Here is an 18,058-nt window from a genome sequence, read left to right on the forward strand (position 1 = left end):
GAGAAATGCCGGTTTTGCTTGAAGTATGCGTCGATAGCGCCAAGGGGCTTGCTGCCGCGATCGAAGGCGGCGCCAACCGCATCGAACTCTGCTCCGCTCTCGAACTCGGCGGGTTGACGCCTGTTGCAGGCATGATGAAAGCCGCGGCGGCAGCGCCGATCCCTGTTTACGCGATGATCCGCCCGCATGCCGGCCCGTTCATCTTCGATGCGGCCGACGAGGCATCGATGATGGCGGATATCGACGCCGTCAGAGCTTTCGGCCTCGCCGGTGTCGTCATCGGCGCCAACCGGCCGGATGGCACGCTTGACATGCCGCTCATCCACCGCCTCAAGGCCCATTCCGCAGGTCTTGGCTCCACGCTGCACCGCGCCTTCGATCTGGTTCCGGATGCTGATGAGGCGCTTGAACAGGCCGTCGAACTCGGTTGCGAGCGCATCCTGACATCAGGCTGTGTGCCCAAGGCGATGGACGGTCTCGAAACCCTCAAGCGGCTTTCGGCCAAGGCTGCCGGCCGTATTTCGATCATGCCGGGCAGCGGCGTGCGCCCGTCCAATGCTGCCGAGATCCTGCGTGCTACCGGCGCCCGGGAAATTCACGGCTCCTGCAGCTCGGCGGTGGCCAGCATGGACCCGCGCGCGGTTGCCTTCGGTTTCGAAGCGCCCAGCTCGAACCAGACGGATACAGGCATCGTCCGCCAGATGCGTCAGGTCATCGACGCGGTCTGATCAACCGGCGACCTTGATCACGGCCTTGATCAGGCCGCTCTTCTCATGCGCCCAGCGGGCGAGATCGCGCGGCGCGTCCGCGAGTGTCGTGCGGTGGGTGATCAGCTTGTCGACTGGCACGAGGCCTTTGGCGATCGAATCCGCCACATGTTCGAAATCGATCTGCGTCGCGTTACGGCTGCCGATCACCATCATTTCGCGCTTGTGGAACTCAGGATCGGAGAAGCGGATATCGTCCTTGACGACGCTGACCAGCACCAGCGCACCGCCATGGGCAACAAAGGAGAAGGCCTTTTCCATCGACGGACCGTAGCCGGTGGCATCGAAGACCACATCGAAACCATCGCCATCTGTCGCCGCCTTCACTGCATCAGCGGTTGCCTCGTTCGCGACGATGCCCGACTGGAAGCCGAAACGATCAGCGGCCATCTGCAGCCGCTCGGCGCTGGTATCGAGCAGGGTCACCTGATGACCGGCGATGCGCGAGAAGATGGCCGCTCCGAGCCCGATCGGCCCGGCACCGATGACGAGCGAGCGCGAACCGGCGGCTGCCATCGACCGGCGAACCGCATGCGCGCCGATTGCAAGAAACTCGACGGTCGCCGCGGCTTCGAGGCTGAGGCCCTTGGCGGCATAGAGATTGCCCGCGGGTACCGTGATCTCTTCGCAGAAGGCGCCATCGGTATGGACGCCGAGAACCTTGATGTTGGTGCAGCAGTTCGGCTTGTCCTTCCGGCAGGCAACGCAGGTGCCGCAGGAAAGGTAGGGATTGACGATCACAGGCGTTCCAACTGCCATCGCCACACCGTCGCCGGTCTCGACGACGGTGGCCGATATCTCATGCCCCATCACGCGCGGATATTCGAGGAAAGGATGCTTGCCTTCGAAGATGTGGTAGTCCGTGCCGCAGATGCCGACATGGCTGACCGCCAGCCGCACCCAGCCGGGAGCGGGCGTGCCGGGGGAAGGGCGCTCGACGATTTTGAGCACACCGGGCTTCTGGCAAAGCACTGCTTTCATCTTGTTTCTCGCATTCAGAAGTGAAGAAGCCGGTCGATGACCGGCTTCGCTTTTCGTCTCAGACGCTCCGGCGGCGGCGCAACTGGTCGAAGTAGACGATCACGATGATCAGAAGACCGGTGATGATGCGCTGCCAGAAGGAGTTGACGTTGAGCAGGTTCGCGCCGTTGTTGATGGTCGCCAGAATGAACGCGCCGATCAGCGGGCCGTGGACGGAGCCGACCGCACCGAAGAGCGACGTGCCGCCGATGACCGAGGAAGCAATCGCCTGCAGCTCCCAGCCGTCCGCCTGTGTCGCGTTGCCGATGGCGATGCGCGAGGCCAGCAGCACGCCGACGAAGGCGGCAAAGGTGGCAGACAGAATATAGGCGAGGAAGATCATCCGGTTGACGTTGACGCCGGAAAGGCGCGCGGCTTCGGCATTCGAGCCGACCGCGAAGAGATAGCGGCCCCAGCGGCTGAGATGCAGGAACACGAAACTCGGCACCGCGACCAGGATCACCATCCAGAACAGGCTCGGAATACCGAGGAAGTCGGCGCGGGCGAAGTTCGAGAAGTCCTCGTTGACGATATTGATCGACGAGCCGTTGGTGATCAAAAGGCCGATACCACGCAGCGATGTCAGCGTTGCCAGTGTGATGATGAAGGGCGGCAGGCCCATCTTGACGATGCCGAAGCCGTGAAAGGTGCCGATCAGCACGCCGAACAGCAGGGTGAGCAGGATAGCCGCCCAGACCGGGACGCCTGCCTGCAAAAGCCAGGCGATGATGACACCGGCAAAGCCGACGATGGCGCCCACCGAGAGGTCGATACCCGCCGTGATGATCACGAAGGTCTGCCCGAGAGCCAGGATTGCCGTCATCGATCCCTGCCGCAGCAGGTTGCTGATATTCAGGGGCGTCCAGAAGCTGGCGGTGAAAATTCCGAGCATCAGCCAGAGGAAGAGCAGCAGACCGATCAGCGTCAGGCCGAACAGAATGTTGACCTTGCGGCGTGGCGGCGGAGGCGCAATTTCGGTGGGGGTTGCAGTCACTGTTCTCTCTCCCTCTTATTCTTCTTGCTCAGACGCCGATCGCTTCGCCAAGCACTTCTTCATGCGACGCTGCGTGGAAATCATGGCTGGCAACAAGCTTGCCGCCGCGGAACACATGCAGCCGGTCGGCAAGCTCATAGACTTCAGGCAGGTAGGAGGAGATCAGGATGATGCCCGCGCCTTCCTTCAATAGCTTGGCAAAGAGCCGGTAGATTTCCGCCTTGGTACCGACATCGACGCCGACCGTCGGCTCGTCGAAGATGAACAGCCGCGCGCCGTGGCTCAGCCACTTGCCGATGACGATCTTCTGCTGGTTGCCGCCGGACATGCTGGATGCATTCACGCGGCGGCTTGGCGTCTTGATGCTGAGATCGCGGATCTGCTTGTCGGCGTTCGCTGTCTCGACGGTATGATTGATGACGGGGCCGCTGCTCAGCCGCTTGAAGACAGGCAGGTTGATATTGAGGCCGATCGGCAGGTTGAGGCAGAGCCCCTGGTCGCGGCGGCTTTCCGGCGCCAGTGCGATGCCGAGATCCATGGCTGCGCGCTCGTTCTTGATGTCGACCTTCTTGCCCATCCAGTGAATTTCACCCGATGTGGTCTTTTCCCGGCCGTAGAGCCCGAGTGCGAATTCGCTGCGGCCGGCGCCGATGAGGCCATAGAGGCCTACGATCTGTCCCGCCTTGACGCTGAGCGATATGTCCTCGAAACCCGGGCCTGATAGGCCGCGGACTTCGACGATCGTCTCGCCGATCGCGATTTCTTCCTTGTGATAGATCTGCTCGATCGAGCGGTTGATCATCAGCGCGATCAACTCGTTCTCGTTGGTCTCGCCGATCAGGCGTGTGCCAACATGGGTTCCGTCGCGCAGCACCGAAACGCGGTCTGCGAGCTCGAACACTTCTTCCATGCGGTGGCTGATATAGACGATCGTCACGCCTTCAGCCTGCAGCCTTCGGATCAGCTTGAAGAGCTGCGCCGATTCCTGGCGTGTCAGATAGGCCGTCGGTTCGTCGAAGATCAGGAACTGCGTGCCGCGCATCGCGGCCCGCGCGGTCGCCACAAGCTGCTGCTGGCCGATGGTCAGATCGCTGAGAAGGGCATTGGCGGGCAGTCCGAAGCCGAGATCGTCGAGCACGGTCTGGGCCATGTTGACCATCTGCTTCTTGCGCATCAGGCCGAATTGGTTGACCTCGTCGCCGAGGAAGAGGTTGGCGGCAACAGTCAGGTGCGGGCAGAGCACCACTTCCTGGTGAACGGCGTTGATGCCGCGGGCAATCGCCTCGTTCGGCGACGACAGGCCGACCGGGTGGCCACACCAGAGAATTTCACCTGCCGTGCGGGTGATGACCCCAGTCAGAAGCTTGATGAGGGTGGATTTTCCGGCGCCGTTTTCGCCGACGATCGCGTGAATTTCACCGGCCAGGAATGTCACCGTCGCTGGTTTCAGCGCCTGGACGTAGCCGTAATTCTTCTGCAATCCCTTGAGTTCCAGGATGGGCGAACCTGCCGGAATACGGCTTGCCTCTTTCAGCGTGGCACTGTCATCGTGGCGATGACTGACCTCTTCCAGTCCGTCCATGGACCTCTCCTCCCATACGAATTCCTGTTTCTCCACCCAGGTTCCGCGCTCCCACGCGGACGATAACACAGGTGAAGAAAAGGCCGCGCGGAATTTCTTACGCGCGGCCCCGGCTGAAGATTACTTGATCTTCGGGTTCAGAAGAGCGTCGATCTTCGGCTCTGCCATGTTGGCCTTGGTGACCAGGTTGGCGCCGGTGTCGACGTTCTGTTCGACCTTCTCACCCTTGGAGACGGCGAGTGCGGTCTTGATGCCGTCGTAACCCATGCGATAGGGGTCCTGCACCACGAGACCGGCCAGTGCGCCGTCCTTCAGGAAGCCGACGGTCTTGTCGTCGCTGTCGAAGCCGATGACCTTGACCTTGTCGCCGAGCTTGTTTTCAGCAATCGCCTGGCCGACGCCCTGTGCCATGATCAGGTTGGACGCGAAAACGCCAACGATGTTCGGGTTGGCAGTGATGAGGTCGGTCATCATGTTGAGGCCGGTGGTTGCCTGTCCGTCAGCATACTTGTCGGCGATCACCTTCAGGCCCGGATACTTGGTCTTGACCTGATCGAGGAAGCCTTCGCGGCGCTGTTCGAGCGAACCTGCACCTGCAATGCTGGTGATGATGGCGATTTCGCCTTCTTCCTTGCCGGTGGCGCCCTTGATGGCAGCGGCAAGACCGTCAGCAGCGATGCGGCCGCCCTGGGTGTTGTCGGTGGTCAGGAACGACTTGAAGGCCTTGGAGTCAGCGCCGGAGTCGATACCGATGATCGGAACGGACTTGGCAGCTTCGTCGATCGGCTTGCCGAGCGCCTTGAATTCGGTCGGCGAGATGACGACAGCGGCCGGCTTGCCGGCAACAGCGTTTTCGAGAATGCTGATCTGGCCGTTGACGTCGGATTCAGACTGCGCGCCGAGTTCCGGCACCTTGACGCCGAGATCGGTACCGGCCTTGCGGGCGCCGGCCAGAACGATCTGCCAGTAGAAGGACGTGGTGTCCTTGACGATGATCGGGATCGTCACTTCGGCAGCGAAGGACGGCATCGGCATTGCCGTTGCGATAAAGGCTGCACCTGCGAGAGCGCTAAACGCCCGGCGGGAAAGGATGGACTTCATGCTCATTGTGGGTTCTCCTCCCAAGTTGCGTTCTCCTCCAGAAAACCAGACCGCTGAACGCCGGCGGACGATTTTTATCGATAAAAAACATTTGCCGGATGAAGCTAGCTGAGGCTTTTTGAAATTGCAAGTGGGGCAATTTCGCCTTTTTCGCTTCCTTCAATCCTCCTTAAGCTTATGTTTTTCCATCAATTCAAAGATACTCTAAAATTGCCGTCAGCCGCGATAGACCTCTTCGGGAAGGACGACGCCCTTCTTCAGGATCAGATTGCCATAGAGCCGGAATTCGGTTGTCGCGACAATATAGGCGGCCTTGCGCGACCGTTCGTAGAAGGCGAAGCGCTCCAGCGTGGCGATGCGGAAGCTGTCACCCGCCTTGCGATCGACGATCGCCTGGAACTCGGCGCAGACCTCGGGCACCGCTGCCGCGTCACCGACGACTTCCATGCGCCATGCGCTTTCCGGCACGAAAGTGTCGAGCGGGAAATGAGTCAGGATCGCCTCGGCCATATCGGTGGCGCTCACGCCGTCGGCGCGGATCATCTCCGGGCCCATGCTGGCGGACGGGAAGTTGGCGTCGGCAATGACGATCTCGTCGCCATGTCCCATTCTGGCGATCGCCAGAAGCAGGTCGGGGCTGAGGACGGGGTGGATACCCTTAAGCATGCGTGGCTCCTACATACGAACGGCATCGCTGCCCAATGGCTTGGCAACGAGTGTCTGGCTTTCGAATTCCGGGAAGATGCTGTCGGGCAGGCGCGGCTCGAAGAGCTGCATGTTACGCTTGAGGCTGGATGCCCTGGCCGTGCCGATCAGCACCGATGAGACGAATGAATCGCGAAGCGGAAATTGCAGCGCGGGCGCGGCAAGCGGAACACCATGGCGCTTGGCGATATCTTCCATCGCGGTCACCTTGGCAACAACATCAGGCGTCGGCGCCATATAGTCGAAATGCGCGCCAGGGACTGGCCCGGTCGCAAGGATCCCCGAATTGAAGACGCCGCCGACCACAAGGCTCGTGCCCTTCTGCTGGCAGAGCGGAATGAGCTCGGCCACAGCGGAACGGTCGAGCAGCGTATAGCGCCCGGCCATCAGGATCACATCGATATCGGCATTGCGCATCACGTCGAGGCAAACCGGCACTTCGTTGACACCAAGGCCGAAAGCTTTGATGGCGCCGCTCGATTTCAGCCGCTCCAGCGCCTTGATGCCGCTGTCGAGGAACTGCTTCAGGTGGACGGCATTCTTCGCGGCGCCATGCGTATAGCCGCCGATATCGTGCACATAGAGAATGTCGATGCGATTGAGACCAAGCCGCGCATAGCTGAAATCGACCGAGCGCATGATGCCGTCATAGGAATAGTCATAGTCCGCATCGAAGGAGAGCGGATCGACATAACTGTAATCGGGCACGGTGCCGGTCGGCACTGGCCGCAGCAGGCGGCCGACCTTGGTCGACAGCACGTACTCGGCTTCCGGCTTCGCCCGCAGGAAATCGCCGACAGTGCGCTCGGCGAGCCCGAGACCATACCAGGGCGCCACGTCGAAATAGCGGATACCGGCACTCCAGGCCGCATCCAGCGTGTCCATTGCCTGCTCGCGCGGGCAGGCGCGGTAGAGGCCGCCGAGAGCTGCAGCACCGAAGCTGATTTCGGTCACCTGCAGATCCGTCTTGCCGATCCTCCTCGTCTTCATCATTCCTCCTCTGAAGACTTGTCTGTCTGTATATTAGAGCGTTGCTCCAAGATGCCACGGCACGAATTCGTTATCGCCGTAGCCGAACTCTTCGCTCTTGGTCTTCTTGCCCGATGCGGTGTTAATGATGAGCTCGAAGATCTCGCGGCCCTTGCCCGAGATCGTCGCGTCACCTGATGCGATCGTGCCGCAGTCGATGTCCATGTCCTCTTCCATCGCCGCATAGAGCGCCGAATTGCTCGACAGCTTCAGCGATGGAGCGGGACGACAGCCGAAGCAGCTGCCGCGTCCCGTCGTGAAGGCGATCATGTTGGCGCCGCCGGCGACTTGGCCGGTTGCCGAAACCGGGTCGTAGCCGGGCGTATCCATGAAGACGAGACCTGGCGCCGTGACGCGCTCGGCGTAGCCGTAGACAGCTGTCAACGGTGAGCGCCCGCCCTTGGCGACGGCGCCGAGCGACTTTTCGAGAATGGTTGTCAGGCCGCCGCGCTTGTTGCCGGGCGAGGGATTGTTGTCGAGCGATGCGCCATGCAGGCCGACATATTTCTCCCACCAGACGATTTTCTCGTCGAGCTTCCTTGCTACTTCGTCGCTGACGGCACGGCTTCGTAGCAGATGTTCGGCACCGTAGATTTCCGAGGTTTCCGAAAGAATGGGCGTGCCGCCGGCTGCCGCCAGCAGATCAGCCGCGACGCCGAGCGCCGGATTGGCGGTGATCCCGGAGAAGCCGTCCGAGCCGCCACACTGCAGGCCGATGATGATGTCGCTGATCGGCAGTGCCACGCGGCGTTCCCTACCGACATCGGCGGCGATCTCGCGCAGCATGCCCATGGCGCGCTCGACGGCGCGGCGCGAGCCACCGGCATCCTGAATATTGAAGTGTCGCTTGGTGTCACCGGCACCGCTCTGGCCGTAAAGCGTCAGCTGGTTGACCTCGCAGCCGAGGCCGATCATCAGTACGCCGCCGAAATTGACGTGGCGCGTATAGCCGGCAAGCGTGCGGTGCAAAACGGCCATGCCGTCGCCGGTCGAACTCATGCCGCAGCCCTGGTCGTGAACGATCGGCACGAAGCCGTCGATGCCTTCGTAATGCGGCAGGATCGTCCGGTTTGCCTCGTCTGCAATGGCGCGGCAGACGGTGGTGGAACAGTTCACGCTGGCAATAATGCCGATGTAATTGCGGGTCGCGGAGCGGCCATCGGCACGCTTGTAACCCATGAAGGTGCGGGCCTTGTCTTCCGCTGTCGCCGCTTCCGGCGCGGAATTGGCGGTCGCTGCCAGACGGTCGTTTTCGAAATGCAGATTGTGGCTATGGACGTGGTCGCCCGCCTTTACCTCCGCGGTCGTGCGTCCGATCGCCTGGCCATACTTGACAACGGGCGTGCCAAGCGGGATGTCGGCGATCGCAACCTTGTGGCCCGGGTCGATTTTCTGCCGTGCGGCAACGCCGGCAACAATGGCTCCGGGCTCGATGGCCGACGTGGCGACGGCGACATTATCTCCGGCCGAAAGGATGAGCCAAGGAAGTTTGTCCAATTGTCTTCTCCCTGAGGAAAACGCTCGCTGCATTGGCGAAATGCGCATTGATTTTGTTTTTTATCTACAATAAACATTTTGAAGTCAACGGGAATATTGTTCCTGTGGACGAGGGAGGCAAACAGCCGCAAGCAATCCAGAATAATATAAGGATTGCAATGGATAAGCCCCCGGCGCACTGGCCGCACGATCGCGTGCAGGGTCTCGGCGCACGGGAAGGAGCGGGGTGGCATGGCAAGACAGAATACCGTCTTCAAGGAAGCGTACAACAGGTATGCGGCCGCACTGCGTCCGGATGCCGCGCTGCCGTCGGAGCCCGAAATTGCCGCCCAGCTGGGCATCAGCCGCAGCACCGCGCGGGCGATCCTGACCCGCCTGAGCGACGAGGGGATCATCCGCTGGAACAAGCGCCAGAAGATCGTGCTCAGGGCGCCGACCGCCAAGGATCTTTTCCCGTCCGAGGAAACGGACTCGCTGCATGACATCATCGAGCGCAGCTTCATGCAGCGCATCCTCTCGGATGACGCCGCACCCGGCATGCAGATCAACGAGCTGGAGCTCGCCCGCGAGATCGGTACCGGGACGACAAGCGTTCGGGAATTCCTGATCCGCTTCTCCCGTTTCGGGCTGATCGAGAAGCGTCCGAACAGCCATTGGATATTGAAGGGCTTCACCCGCGAATTCGCGCTGGAGCTCGCCGATGTGCGCGAGATGTTCGAGCTGCACTCGGCTGCCGATTTCGGCCGTCTTCCGAAGGACCATGCCGCTTGGCAGCATCTGGCCGTCATCAAGCAGGACCATCTCGATGTGCTTGCCGACATGGATCGCCGCTATAAGGAGTTCTCGGCACTCGACGAGCGCTTCCACCTGCTGATCCACCGCGCTTCGAAGAACCGCTTCATCGCCGATTTCTACGATGCCATCGCCATCGTCTTCCACTATCACTACCAGTGGAACAAGGCGGCGGCCCGCCAGCGCAACGAGCGCGCCATTCACGAACATCTCGATTACATCGCCGCGCTGGAATCCGGCGATCAGGCGCAGATCGATTTCTCGGCCCGCCTGCACCTGCGCTCTGCCCGTCAGACCCTGCTGCAATCACTGCCGCAGAATCCGGCCGAAGTCTGACCTTTTACTTTTAGTGCGATGCCGCTTCGCTGGCGGAAACACTCGTCGTCTTGCGGCGATGATCGCCGACCGGGATGAGCCAGGTCGAAACCAGCGTCATCACCGCCACCACGACGATACCCCAGAAGCTCCAGTGCAGAGACGCATCGAAGATGCCGCGCACAACGGGATCGCCTGCGAGTTCGGTTAGACCGGTCGGCTGGTTCAGGACGTTGTGCAGGTTTTCGGCGGTGTCGCCGCTGGCATAGTGATTGATACCGGCATTGAGGATCGCCCCGAGCACGGTGGCGCCCAGCGTGTTGCCGAGGCTGCGGGCGAAGATGATCGAGGCCGTGGCGCTGCCGCGCATCGACCATTCGACGCTGTCCTGAACCAGCGCAATGCTGGTGAGGTTGATGAGGCCCATGCCGAAGCCCATGAAGAACGAGCCGGCACCGGCAACGATCGGTGAGCTGTCCGGCGTCAGGAACAGCAGGAAAAGCGCACCGAACGGAAACAGTAGGCTGCCGAAGCGCAGTGTGTTGCGAATGCCGAAGGCCTTGAAAAGCTTGCTCGACATCATCACCGACAGCGGCCACCCGACAACCAGCATGGTCAGCGTGAAACCGGCCACGATCGGCGAGCGGCCAAGCACGCCCTGAATATAGACAGGGAGAATGGTGGAAAGCCCGATCAGCGCCATCCCGGCCAGCAGCATGCAGATATTGCTCGTCGCGACGAGACGCCGGCTCCACAGCGCGATCGAGATGATCGGCTCGGGCGTCCGCTTCTCCTGCCAGAAGAACAGGGCGCCTGAAATGACGAAGACGGCGGCGAGCGAGAGCAGGATCCAGGCGCTGGCATCCGTCTCGGTCAGGATCACCAGCACGGCGATGATGGCGATCGAAAACAGGATCGCGCCGAGATAGTCGATGCTGGCCTCCTTGTGCGCCACGGTTTCCTTCAGGAACAGCGAGAAAGCGATGATCGAGAAGATGCCGATCGGCAGATTGATCCAGAAGATCCAGGCCCAGGATATATTGTCGACGATGACGCCGCCGGCGAGAGGCCCGACCACCGCCGAGGTTGCCCACACCGTTGCCATGATGCCCTGGACACGCCCGCGTTCCTCGAGCTTGAAGAGGTCGCCGATGATCGTCATCGTCACCGGCTGGATGGCGCCTGCGCCGAGGCCTTGCAGCAGGCGGAAGACGATCAGCGAGGTCATCGACCAGGCAAAGCCGCAAAGCAGCGAGCCGATCAGGAACACCACGATGCCGCCGATCAGTACCGGCTTGCGGCCGAAGATGTCGGAGAGCTTGCCGTAGATGACGGTGGTCGTCGATTGCGCCAGCAGGAAGGCCGAAAATACCCAGCTGTAATAGCTGAAACCGCCGAGCTGGCCGACGATGCGCGGCATGGCGGTCGCCACGATCGTGGCTTCGATCGCCACCATGAAGGTGGCAAACATGATGGTCGCGACAACGAGAACGCGGTTCGAGCGCTGGGCCGTATCAGACATGACTTACCTTTCAGGATGCTTCGCTATGCCGTCATCGAAGGCGGCTCGGCAGAAAGGGGCAAGCGCCGGCGCGAAGTGCTGCTTTGGTTTTTAGGCCCTTGCTGCGGGCTCTGTAAAGCCAATTATCCTTCCGGTTACACAACGCAAAACCGCCGCAGCGATGCTTTCGCTGCGGCGGTCATGGTCATCCCGTTTCTGCCTAGAACGACGCTCCGCGCCATATTGGGCCGTTGCTCTCTTCGTCCTTCAGGCTGGTCGAGCCGAAGTGATAGCGCATGCCGACAAGGAAGTTGTTGGAGATGTCGCTGTCGCTTCCGAAGTCGTCGACAGTGAGCTTGGCATGCTCGAAGCGGTAGCCCGCATAGAAGGAGACCGGCGTGCCATCCGGCCGGTAGTTGCCGATCGCGGAGATCTTCCAGATATCGGCCGTCTCGACGTCATCCTGGTAGCGGTCGAATGCAGCTTCGAAATCGGCGCGGATATTGTCTGTGAAGAAGTAGCGCATCCCGACACGGCCGGCATAGTGATCATAGTCGAAGCCGCCGATATCGGTCGTGCCGAGACCGGCCTGACCATAGATGGTCATGTCGGTGCCGAGCCATGCGGCTTCCAGGCCGCCGAGATAGTCGCGTGCGGTCGTATCCGGCAGGAAGCGCGATTCAAATCGCCCGGTCTGGCCGAAGACGCCGAACGCATAGTTGCCGTCGGGCCGGTAATAGACATGCAGCGTGCCGCCGATATTGTCGTTCCAGCCGTAGTCCTGGAGATAGGAATGCGCGTAATCGGCATCGGCCTGCAGGTTGAGCCCGGTGTCGGAGCTCGCATTCATCGATCCGCGCAACCGCCACGAGCGGCTGTCGAGCTCGGTGTCGCGCGATGTGCCGGTCTCGAAGCCCCCTTCGATATATCCGGTAAACCGGCTCGCCGTTGCCGGTACTTTTTCCGGTTCATCGAGCAGAAACTTCGGGATCATCAGATCGTTAGGCGCCAGATCGGCAGCCATCGCCCCGTGAACACCAACGACCGAAAACGCCGACGCCAAAACCGCGGCAGCCAAACCTTTCATGGAAACTATCCCCCAAATCACAACTGGAGGAAACGATATCAATCAAGGGTTAACCATGTATTTCAATCATTGCGCAACTATGAAAAAGCTTAACAAAGCCATAGGCTGTGTTTTTAGCGGTATCGAAACGGTTGGGAAAAGCAAATGGTGCCGCTTGCAGGACTCGAACCTGCGACCCCATCATTACGAATGATGTGCTCTACCACCTGAGCTAAAGCGGCAATCCGTGCGGCCGAACCAGGCGGCCCGCGATTTGCATGGCGCTGATACAGCCATTGTTTGAAGATTTCAAGCGCCGTCTGGCGGCTTTGGCAAAAAAGACCGGCGCTGTGGAAATCGTCCTAGAGGCTGAGGCGGGCGCGGGCGGCACGGTATTCGCTGTCGAGGCGATCGACGAGCTTGGCAACCGGCTCGACAGCCTTGATGGCGCCGATGCCCTGGCCGCTGCCCCAGATATCCTTCCAGGCCTTGGCGCCGCCGACTGCCTGTTCGAAATCCATCTTCGAGGGATCGGCGACGGGCAGGTTGTCGGGGTCGAGGCCTGCGGATTTTACCGATGGCTTCAGATAATTGCCGTGCACGCCGGTAAAATAGTTCGAATAGACGATGTCGTTGGCCGCCCCTTCGACGATTGCCTGCTTGTAGGCCTCGGTCGCCCGGGCCTCCTCGGTGGCGATGAAGGGGGTGCCGATATAAGCCATGTCGGCGCCCATCGCCTGGGCCGCCAGGATCGCCCCGCCATTGGCGATGGCACCGGCCAGCAGCAGCGGCCCGTCGAACCACTCACGGATTTCCTGGATGAGGGCGAAGGGCGAAAGCGTGCCCGCATGGCCGCCGGCGCCGGCAGCGACCGCAATCAGCCCGTCGGCGCCCTTGCGGATCGCCGAGTTGGCGTGGCGGTTGTTGATCACGTCATGCAGCACGATGCCGCCATAGGAATGCACGGCGGCATTCACCTCCGGCACGGCGCCGAGCGAGGAAATGACGACGGGTACCTTGTATTTCACGCAGAGCATCAGGTCGTGCTCCAGCCGCTTGTTCGACATATGGACGATCTGGTTGACCGCAAACGGCGCGGCAGGCCTGTCCGGATTGGCGGCATTGTGGGCGGCAAGATCCTCGGTGATCATCGCCAGCCATTCGTCGAGCTGGCTTTCCGGCCTGGCGTTGAGCGCCGGAAACGCGCCGATGACGCCTGCCTTGCATTGCGCCAGTGTCAGCGCCGGATGCGAGATGATGAACAGCGGCGAGGCCACGACCGGGAGTCGCAGGTTCTTCGTCAGGATTTCGGGCAGGGCCATGAGGTCACCATCAATTGACGTTTACGGAAGCGTCAATTTGATAACAGAGTTCCATTGCGCCGAAAAGGCCACCCAACTGGGCAGGCTACCGATTTTGCGATTTTCGGATATTCTGAAAGGCGGCGTTTTCCCCTGCCGATCGGCCGGGTGGCGCGCCGGAGGCTTGCGGTTTGGCGCTGTTGCCGCTACCGGATTTTGTTAGGCATTTGTAAAGATTTGAGCGGAATGCCGGTTTCAAGAGTGAAGGATCGCACGTGAGCGGATTAGAAACGGCCATCAGAACGGCGCTTGGCAATTCCGATCGCGACAATCCAGAGATCCGCGCCAGAATCTATCAGTCCGCGCGCCAGGCGCTGGAGGCAGGGCTGCGCAAGCAGGACGTCACCGACCGCGATGCTGTCGCGCACCACCGTCACCGGCTTGAGACGACGATCCACATGATCGAGGCCGAAGAGCGCGAGCGTATGCATCCGCGCCAAGGGCCGCCGGAAGTGCCGGTGCCGCCTGTTGTCGAAGTGCCCGAACCCTATCATCATGAAGCTCCGTCGCCTGAGGCGGCCGCGCCGGAACTGGCAGGCGAGACCCGCCATGCCGAAGAGCCACGCAGCGCCTATGACGATGCGAGCCTCGACGGCGTGCATGCCGGTGCTTCCGATCACCTGGGTGCTGCACCCGCTGCTGAGGAAGGCTTTGCCGCCGAACCACGTCCGGCGGCCAAGGCTGCGGCTCCCGGCAATATGGATTTCCGCCCGGAAGGGGCGGCCAAGCGCCGAAAGCCGCGCAAGTTTTTCTCCAGGCTTCTGGTCTGGTGCGTGCTGATCGCCTTTATCGGCATGGGGGCCTGGTGGGCGCATAAGTCAGGCCTGCTGCTGACGGCCGCGGAGCGCGATACCAGCGTTGCCAATCCGCCCGCCAGCACCCAGCCTGAGGATTTCGACGGCAGCCAGAACGAGACGGCAGATAATTCAGGTAGCCACACCGACGAGCCTGTAACCATCGACCCGCAGAACAGCTTCTCGGCCGAATGGATCGAGGTCTTCAAGCCATCCGATGCCAGCAAGATCGCCAATGGTGCGCAGGCGCATACGGAAAACGTCATGGAGAACGATGCGGCTGCCGTCCGGCTGATTTCGCAGAGCAACGGCGCCGACGGCAATATCGGCATCACCGTGCCCGCCGCCGTGCTGCAGCAGCTCGCCGGAAAGTCGTCGACCATCGCCATCACTCTGCAATCGACCACCGACGAGCCGACGCAGATCACCGTCGAATGCGATTTCCAGACGCTTGGGAACTGCGCCCGTCACCGTTTCAGCGTCACGCGGGAAAAGTCGGATGCGCTGCTGCAGGTCAGGTTCGACCGCTCTCTTGCGCCGAGCTCTGATGGCAAGCTGCTGATCAACAGCGATGTCGATGGCAGGGCCCGCGGGATCAATCTCTACGCGGTGCGTATCTTGCCCGGGCAATAAGCGGGCTCGATCAGCTGCCGGCGGGTGCCTGGCTGAGCAGGATCGAGAGGTCCTGCGGCGTATCCTCGACGATACCGTCGAAGCCGCAGCTTTCACGAACGATCTGCGCCGGTGCCCCGCCGGAAAGCCGCAGGCCGACGATCACGTTGGTATAGCCGTCCCAGATCTGCGGCGCCGGTTTGTATTTCCGCTCCCAGCGCGCCTCGATGATATGAGGCTCGACGCTCTTGCCGGTGAGCACCTGCTCGATCTCAAGACGGAAGAGCGCGTCCTTCTGCTCCGGACGGCTCTGGTAGCCGACAACTTTCGCCCTGACGATCGTATCTGAGCGATAGAGCACGCTGTAATCAACATCCTGCAGCAGCACGCAGGCATGTGCCTGTGCGGCGAGCCCAAATACCGTCAAAAATCCGCCGATCGCCGCTGCAGGCCGCATTAACCCATCCTATTTCAGAAAGCCGGGACCCGAGCCGATGATCTTCTCGTCGAGTTCGCCGAGCGCGCTCTTGTCCTTGCCGTCGTAGTCCATCGTCTTCAGCATGTGGCGAAGCAGGTTGATCCGTGCTCTCCGCTTGTCGTTGGCGCGGATGACGGTCCAGGGCGCGAATTCGGTATGCGTCGCTTTCAGCATCCGGTCGCGCTTGTCGCTGTAGTCGGCCCATTTCGTCAGTGCCGCGATATCCATGGACGATAGCTTCCAAACCTTGAGCGGGTCGTGTCTGCGGTCGTGAAAGCGCTTCAGCTGCATTTCGCGGCCGATATCCAGATAGAACTTGAAGAAGTGAATGCCCTCGTGGGCAATCACCTTCTCAAGTTGCGGCGCCTGTTCCAGGAAATCCTCGTACTGCTTCGGCGTGCAGAAACCCATGACCGGTTCGACACCGGCGCGGTTATACCAGGAGCGGTCGAAGAGCACGAATTCGCCGGCCGTGGGAAACTGGCTGATATAGCGCTGGAAATACCATTGTCCGGCTTCGCGTTCCGTCGGTTTCGCCAGCGCGACGACGCGGGCGAGGCGTGGGTTCATGCGGGCAGACGAAGCGGAAATCGCGCCGCCCTTGCCGGCGGCATCGCGGCCCTCGAAGAGCGCCATCACCCGCTTGCCGGTCGCCTGCAGCCAAAACTGCACCTTGACCAGTTCGATCTGCAGCTTCTCAAGGTCTTCGAGGTAGTCCTCTTCCTTGAGCTTCTTCTTGTAGGGAAAGTCGCCGGATTCGAGCGCGTTGTCGCTGATCCAATCGGGCAGGACCGGATCATCGACGTCGAAGACACGCTTCTTGCCCCTGATCTCCAGTTCGACTGCGCGGCTTTCGACATCCTCGCCCATGATTTCCTCCAGCAAAGTCGGCTTTTGAGCAGGCGATCATATTTCGTGTGAAAAATCAAATCTCTCGCTGAACTTGGAAAAAAGCTGTGTGTTTCCACGGCGGCTTTCGCGGCTGGTGGCCGCAGCCGAAAACTTCTGTCATGAATCAGCGCTATCAGGCAGAGTTTGAAGCGATAAACAGGACCCGATGCGGGCGAGGGGCACGTGGAAGAGGAAACGCCGTGGACATCGGGGCTGATGGCCCGCATTAGGCAGGAGCGGCCGGTGCTTCTGGCTGCGCTCGTCATCGGAATGGTAGCGCTGGCGGCAGGCATGAACAAATGGGGCGTGCTGGCCCTTGTTGCCCTTATGCTGCTTGTTGTCGTCATGAATGCCGAGCCTGCCGTGCAGGCGAAGCTCGCCGAGCTGCCCGTTCCTGAACCGGAAGCGCCGAAAAGCCGTCTGCCGGAGGTCTCGGCAACGCTTGCCGGACTGGATATTCCCGTCATGGTCCTCTCGGGTGATGCCTCGGTGCTGTTCCAGAACCGGGCGGCCGAGAAGGCCTTCGGCGAGATGATCATCGGCGCCCATATTTCCGCTCGTCTCCGTTCGCCCGGCATTCTCGACATGGTGCGCGAAACCATCGTCACCAACGCGCCGAACCAGATCGAGCATTCCGAACGGCTTCCCTCCGAGCGGGTCTATATCGTACGCAGCGCGCCGATCGATCTCGGCGGTGGCGAAAATGCCGAGCATTTCTTCATCCTGTCCTTCCGCGATATTTCCGAGGTGCGTCGCATCGACCGCATGCGCTCGGATTTCGTGGCCAATGCCAGCCATGAACTGCGCACGCCGCTCGCCTCCCTGCGCGGTTTCATCGAGACCATTCAGGGGCCGGCAAAGAATGACGCGAAGGCGCAGGAGCGCTTCCTCGGCATCATGTTCGACCAGACGACGCGCATGAGCCGGCTGGTTGATGATCTATTGTCTCTGTCGCGTCTCGAGCTGAAGTCGCATATCGCGCCGGATGAAAAGGTCGATCTTGTCCCCTTGCTCGGCCATGTCCGGGATTCGCTCGCCCCGCTGGCCAAGGATGTCGGCGTCGAGATCAACCTTCATCTGCCGGAAGGCCAGGCGGAGGTGCTCGGAGATCGCGACGAACTGGTGCAGGTCTTCGAGAACCTGATCGAAAACGCCTGCAAATATGGCCAGGAAGGCAAGGCCGTCGATGTGACGGTCAAGAACGGGTCCGGACAGCCGGTTGAAGTTACCGTCGCTGACAAGGGGCCGGGCATTCCGGCAGAGCATGTTCCGCGCCTGACCGAGCGCTTTTACCGCGTCAGCATCGAGGACAGCCGGTCGAAAAAGGGCACCGGCCTGGGGCTTGCGATCGTAAAGCACATCCTCACGCGCCATCGTGCACGGCTGATCGTCAAGTCCGAGGTTGGCAAGGGAACGGCCTTTACGGTGCGGTTTTGACATAAAGCCTCAACACATCCATAATATCGAAAATTTTATTATTACATTTCAATAATTTAACCTGTCACAAATGTTTCACCAAAGTGACATAAAAGCTCTGTGCATCAGGGGCTAAA

General features: G+C 61.0%; 16 protein-coding genes and 1 tRNA gene. 4 read left to right on the forward strand and 13 right to left on the reverse strand.

Annotated features, from left to right (window positions below; translation table 11 throughout):
* The first annotated feature begins 5 nt into the window (after positions 1-5).
* Positions 6-728: a copper homeostasis protein CutC gene (locus AB4Z25_RS07945; protein ID WP_112538485.1), complete on the forward strand. Its 723-nt coding sequence runs from the start codon at positions 6-8 to the stop codon at positions 726-728.
* On the opposite strand, the gene AB4Z25_RS07950 is transcribed toward AB4Z25_RS07945, so the two are convergent.
* The 7 genes from AB4Z25_RS07950 to AB4Z25_RS07980 form a co-directional block, all read right to left on the reverse strand.
* Positions 729-1,748 (reverse strand): zinc-binding alcohol dehydrogenase family protein, encoded by a 1,020-nt coding sequence (locus AB4Z25_RS07950; RefSeq protein WP_112538486.1) that lies wholly within the window; start codon positions 1,746-1,748, stop codon positions 729-731.
* A gap of 58 nt (positions 1,749-1,806) precedes the next feature.
* Positions 1,807-2,781, reverse strand: a complete 975-nt coding sequence (locus AB4Z25_RS07955; protein WP_112385333.1) for an ABC transporter permease — start codon at positions 2,779-2,781, stop codon at positions 1,807-1,809.
* 28 nt (positions 2,782-2,809) lie between these two features.
* The gene (locus AB4Z25_RS07960) at positions 2,810-4,363 is read right to left on the reverse strand and encodes a sugar ABC transporter ATP-binding protein (protein WP_112385334.1); all 1,554 of its coding nucleotides are present in this window, start codon (positions 4,361-4,363) and stop codon (positions 2,810-2,812) included.
* A 120-nt stretch (positions 4,364-4,483) separates the two neighbouring features.
* Positions 4,484-5,470: an ABC transporter substrate-binding protein gene (locus AB4Z25_RS07965; protein WP_112385335.1), complete on the reverse strand. Its 987-nt coding sequence runs from the start codon at positions 5,468-5,470 to the stop codon at positions 4,484-4,486.
* Between the two features lie 210 nt (positions 5,471-5,680).
* Positions 5,681-6,130, reverse strand: a complete 450-nt coding sequence (locus tag AB4Z25_RS07970) for an RbsD/FucU domain-containing protein (protein WP_112538487.1) — start codon at positions 6,128-6,130, stop codon at positions 5,681-5,683.
* Between the two features lie 9 nt (positions 6,131-6,139).
* Positions 6,140-7,159 (reverse strand): aldo/keto reductase, encoded by a 1,020-nt coding sequence (locus tag AB4Z25_RS07975; RefSeq protein WP_112538488.1) that lies wholly within the window; start codon positions 7,157-7,159, stop codon positions 6,140-6,142.
* Between the two features lie 33 nt (positions 7,160-7,192).
* Entirely contained in the window at positions 7,193-8,695 is a 1,503-nt protein-coding gene (locus AB4Z25_RS07980; RefSeq protein ID WP_112538489.1) for an altronate dehydratase family protein, read from the reverse strand.
* A gap of 231 nt (positions 8,696-8,926) precedes the next feature.
* Here AB4Z25_RS07980 and AB4Z25_RS07985 point away from each other — a divergent pair, with 231 nt between their 5' ends.
* Positions 8,927-9,823: a GntR family transcriptional regulator gene (locus AB4Z25_RS07985; RefSeq protein ID WP_112514036.1), complete on the forward strand. Its 897-nt coding sequence runs from the start codon at positions 8,927-8,929 to the stop codon at positions 9,821-9,823.
* A gap of 10 nt (positions 9,824-9,833) precedes the next feature.
* Here the strand turns inward: AB4Z25_RS07985 and AB4Z25_RS07990 are convergent, their stop codons facing one another.
* The 4 genes from AB4Z25_RS07990 to AB4Z25_RS08005 all read right to left on the reverse strand — a co-directional run bounded on the left by AB4Z25_RS07990 (position 9,834) and on the right by AB4Z25_RS08005 (position 13,691).
* The gene (locus AB4Z25_RS07990; RefSeq protein ID WP_112538490.1) at positions 9,834-11,324 is read right to left on the reverse strand and encodes an MDR family MFS transporter; all 1,491 of its coding nucleotides are present in this window, start codon (positions 11,322-11,324) and stop codon (positions 9,834-9,836) included.
* 199 nt (positions 11,325-11,523) lie between these two features.
* A complete protein-coding gene (locus tag AB4Z25_RS07995) occupies positions 11,524-12,390 on the reverse strand; it encodes a hypothetical protein (protein ID WP_112538491.1) in 867 nt (288 codons plus the stop codon).
* Between the two features lie 145 nt (positions 12,391-12,535).
* Positions 12,536-12,611: transfer RNA gene (locus AB4Z25_RS08000), tRNA-Thr, on the reverse strand.
* A gap of 120 nt (positions 12,612-12,731) precedes the next feature.
* Complete coding sequence (locus AB4Z25_RS08005; protein ID WP_112538492.1) at positions 12,732-13,691, reverse strand: NAD(P)H-dependent flavin oxidoreductase; 960 nt, start codon at positions 13,689-13,691, stop codon at positions 12,732-12,734.
* 254 nt (positions 13,692-13,945) lie between these two features.
* Here AB4Z25_RS08005 and AB4Z25_RS08010 point away from each other — a divergent pair, with 254 nt between their 5' ends.
* Positions 13,946-15,157, forward strand: a complete 1,212-nt coding sequence (locus tag AB4Z25_RS08010; protein ID WP_442207927.1) for a regulator — start codon at positions 13,946-13,948, stop codon at positions 15,155-15,157.
* Positions 15,158-15,167: 10 nt separating this feature from the next.
* Here AB4Z25_RS08010 and AB4Z25_RS08015 read toward each other — a convergent pair whose 3' ends face one another.
* Together AB4Z25_RS08015 and ppk2 are read right to left on the reverse strand one after the other, a co-directional pair.
* Positions 15,168-15,593 carry a hypothetical protein gene (locus AB4Z25_RS08015; protein WP_112538494.1) on the reverse strand — a complete coding sequence of 142 codons (426 nt, stop codon included), beginning with the start codon at positions 15,591-15,593 and terminating at the stop codon, positions 15,168-15,170.
* 9 nt (positions 15,594-15,602) lie between these two features.
* Positions 15,603-16,484 carry a polyphosphate kinase 2 gene (gene ppk2, locus AB4Z25_RS08020; RefSeq protein ID WP_112538495.1) on the reverse strand — a complete coding sequence of 294 codons (882 nt, stop codon included), beginning with the start codon at positions 16,482-16,484 and terminating at the stop codon, positions 15,603-15,605.
* A 237-nt stretch (positions 16,485-16,721) separates the two neighbouring features.
* Between ppk2 and phoR the strand changes: the two genes are divergently transcribed.
* On the forward strand, positions 16,722-17,942 hold the full coding sequence (gene phoR, locus AB4Z25_RS08025; RefSeq protein ID WP_112538496.1) for a phosphate regulon sensor histidine kinase PhoR: 1,221 nt from the start codon (positions 16,722-16,724) through the stop codon (positions 17,940-17,942).
* The last annotated feature ends 116 nt before the right edge of the window (positions 17,943-18,058 follow it).

Source organism: Rhizobium sp. RAF36 (assembly GCF_052114105.1).
Classification (GTDB): Bacteria; Pseudomonadota; Alphaproteobacteria; order Rhizobiales; family Rhizobiaceae; genus Rhizobium.

Coding starts and splice junctions, on each gene's coding strand:
- AB4Z25_RS07945 (WP_112538485.1), top strand. CDS start 6: ATGCCGGTTTTGCTTGAAGTATGCGTCGATAGCGCCAAGGGGCTTGCT.
- AB4Z25_RS07950 (WP_112538486.1), bottom strand. CDS start 1,748: ATGAAAGCAGTGCTTTGCCAGAAGCCCGGTGTGCTCAAAATCGTCGAG.
- AB4Z25_RS07960 (WP_112385334.1), bottom strand. CDS start 4,363: ATGGACGGACTGGAAGAGGTCAGTCATCGCCACGATGACAGTGCCACG.
- AB4Z25_RS07965 (WP_112385335.1), bottom strand. CDS start 5,470: ATGAGCATGAAGTCCATCCTTTCCCGCCGGGCGTTTAGCGCTCTCGCA.
- AB4Z25_RS07970 (WP_112538487.1), bottom strand. CDS start 6,130: ATGCTTAAGGGTATCCACCCCGTCCTCAGCCCCGACCTGCTTCTGGCG.
- AB4Z25_RS07975 (WP_112538488.1), bottom strand. CDS start 7,159: ATGAAGACGAGGAGGATCGGCAAGACGGATCTGCAGGTGACCGAAATC.
- AB4Z25_RS07985 (WP_112514036.1), top strand. CDS start 8,927: ATGGCAAGACAGAATACCGTCTTCAAGGAAGCGTACAACAGGTATGCG.
- AB4Z25_RS07990 (WP_112538490.1), bottom strand. CDS start 11,324: ATGTCTGATACGGCCCAGCGCTCGAACCGCGTTCTCGTTGTCGCGACC.
- AB4Z25_RS07995 (WP_112538491.1), bottom strand. CDS start 12,390: ATGAAAGGTTTGGCTGCCGCGGTTTTGGCGTCGGCGTTTTCGGTCGTT.
- AB4Z25_RS08005 (WP_112538492.1), bottom strand. CDS start 13,691: ATGGCCCTGCCCGAAATCCTGACGAAGAACCTGCGACTCCCGGTCGTG.
- AB4Z25_RS08015 (WP_112538494.1), bottom strand. CDS start 15,593: ATGCGGCCTGCAGCGGCGATCGGCGGATTTTTGACGGTATTTGGGCTC.
- ppk2 (WP_112538495.1), bottom strand. CDS start 16,484: ATGGGCGAGGATGTCGAAAGCCGCGCAGTCGAACTGGAGATCAGGGGC.
- phoR (WP_112538496.1), top strand. CDS start 16,722: ATGGCCCGCATTAGGCAGGAGCGGCCGGTGCTTCTGGCTGCGCTCGTC.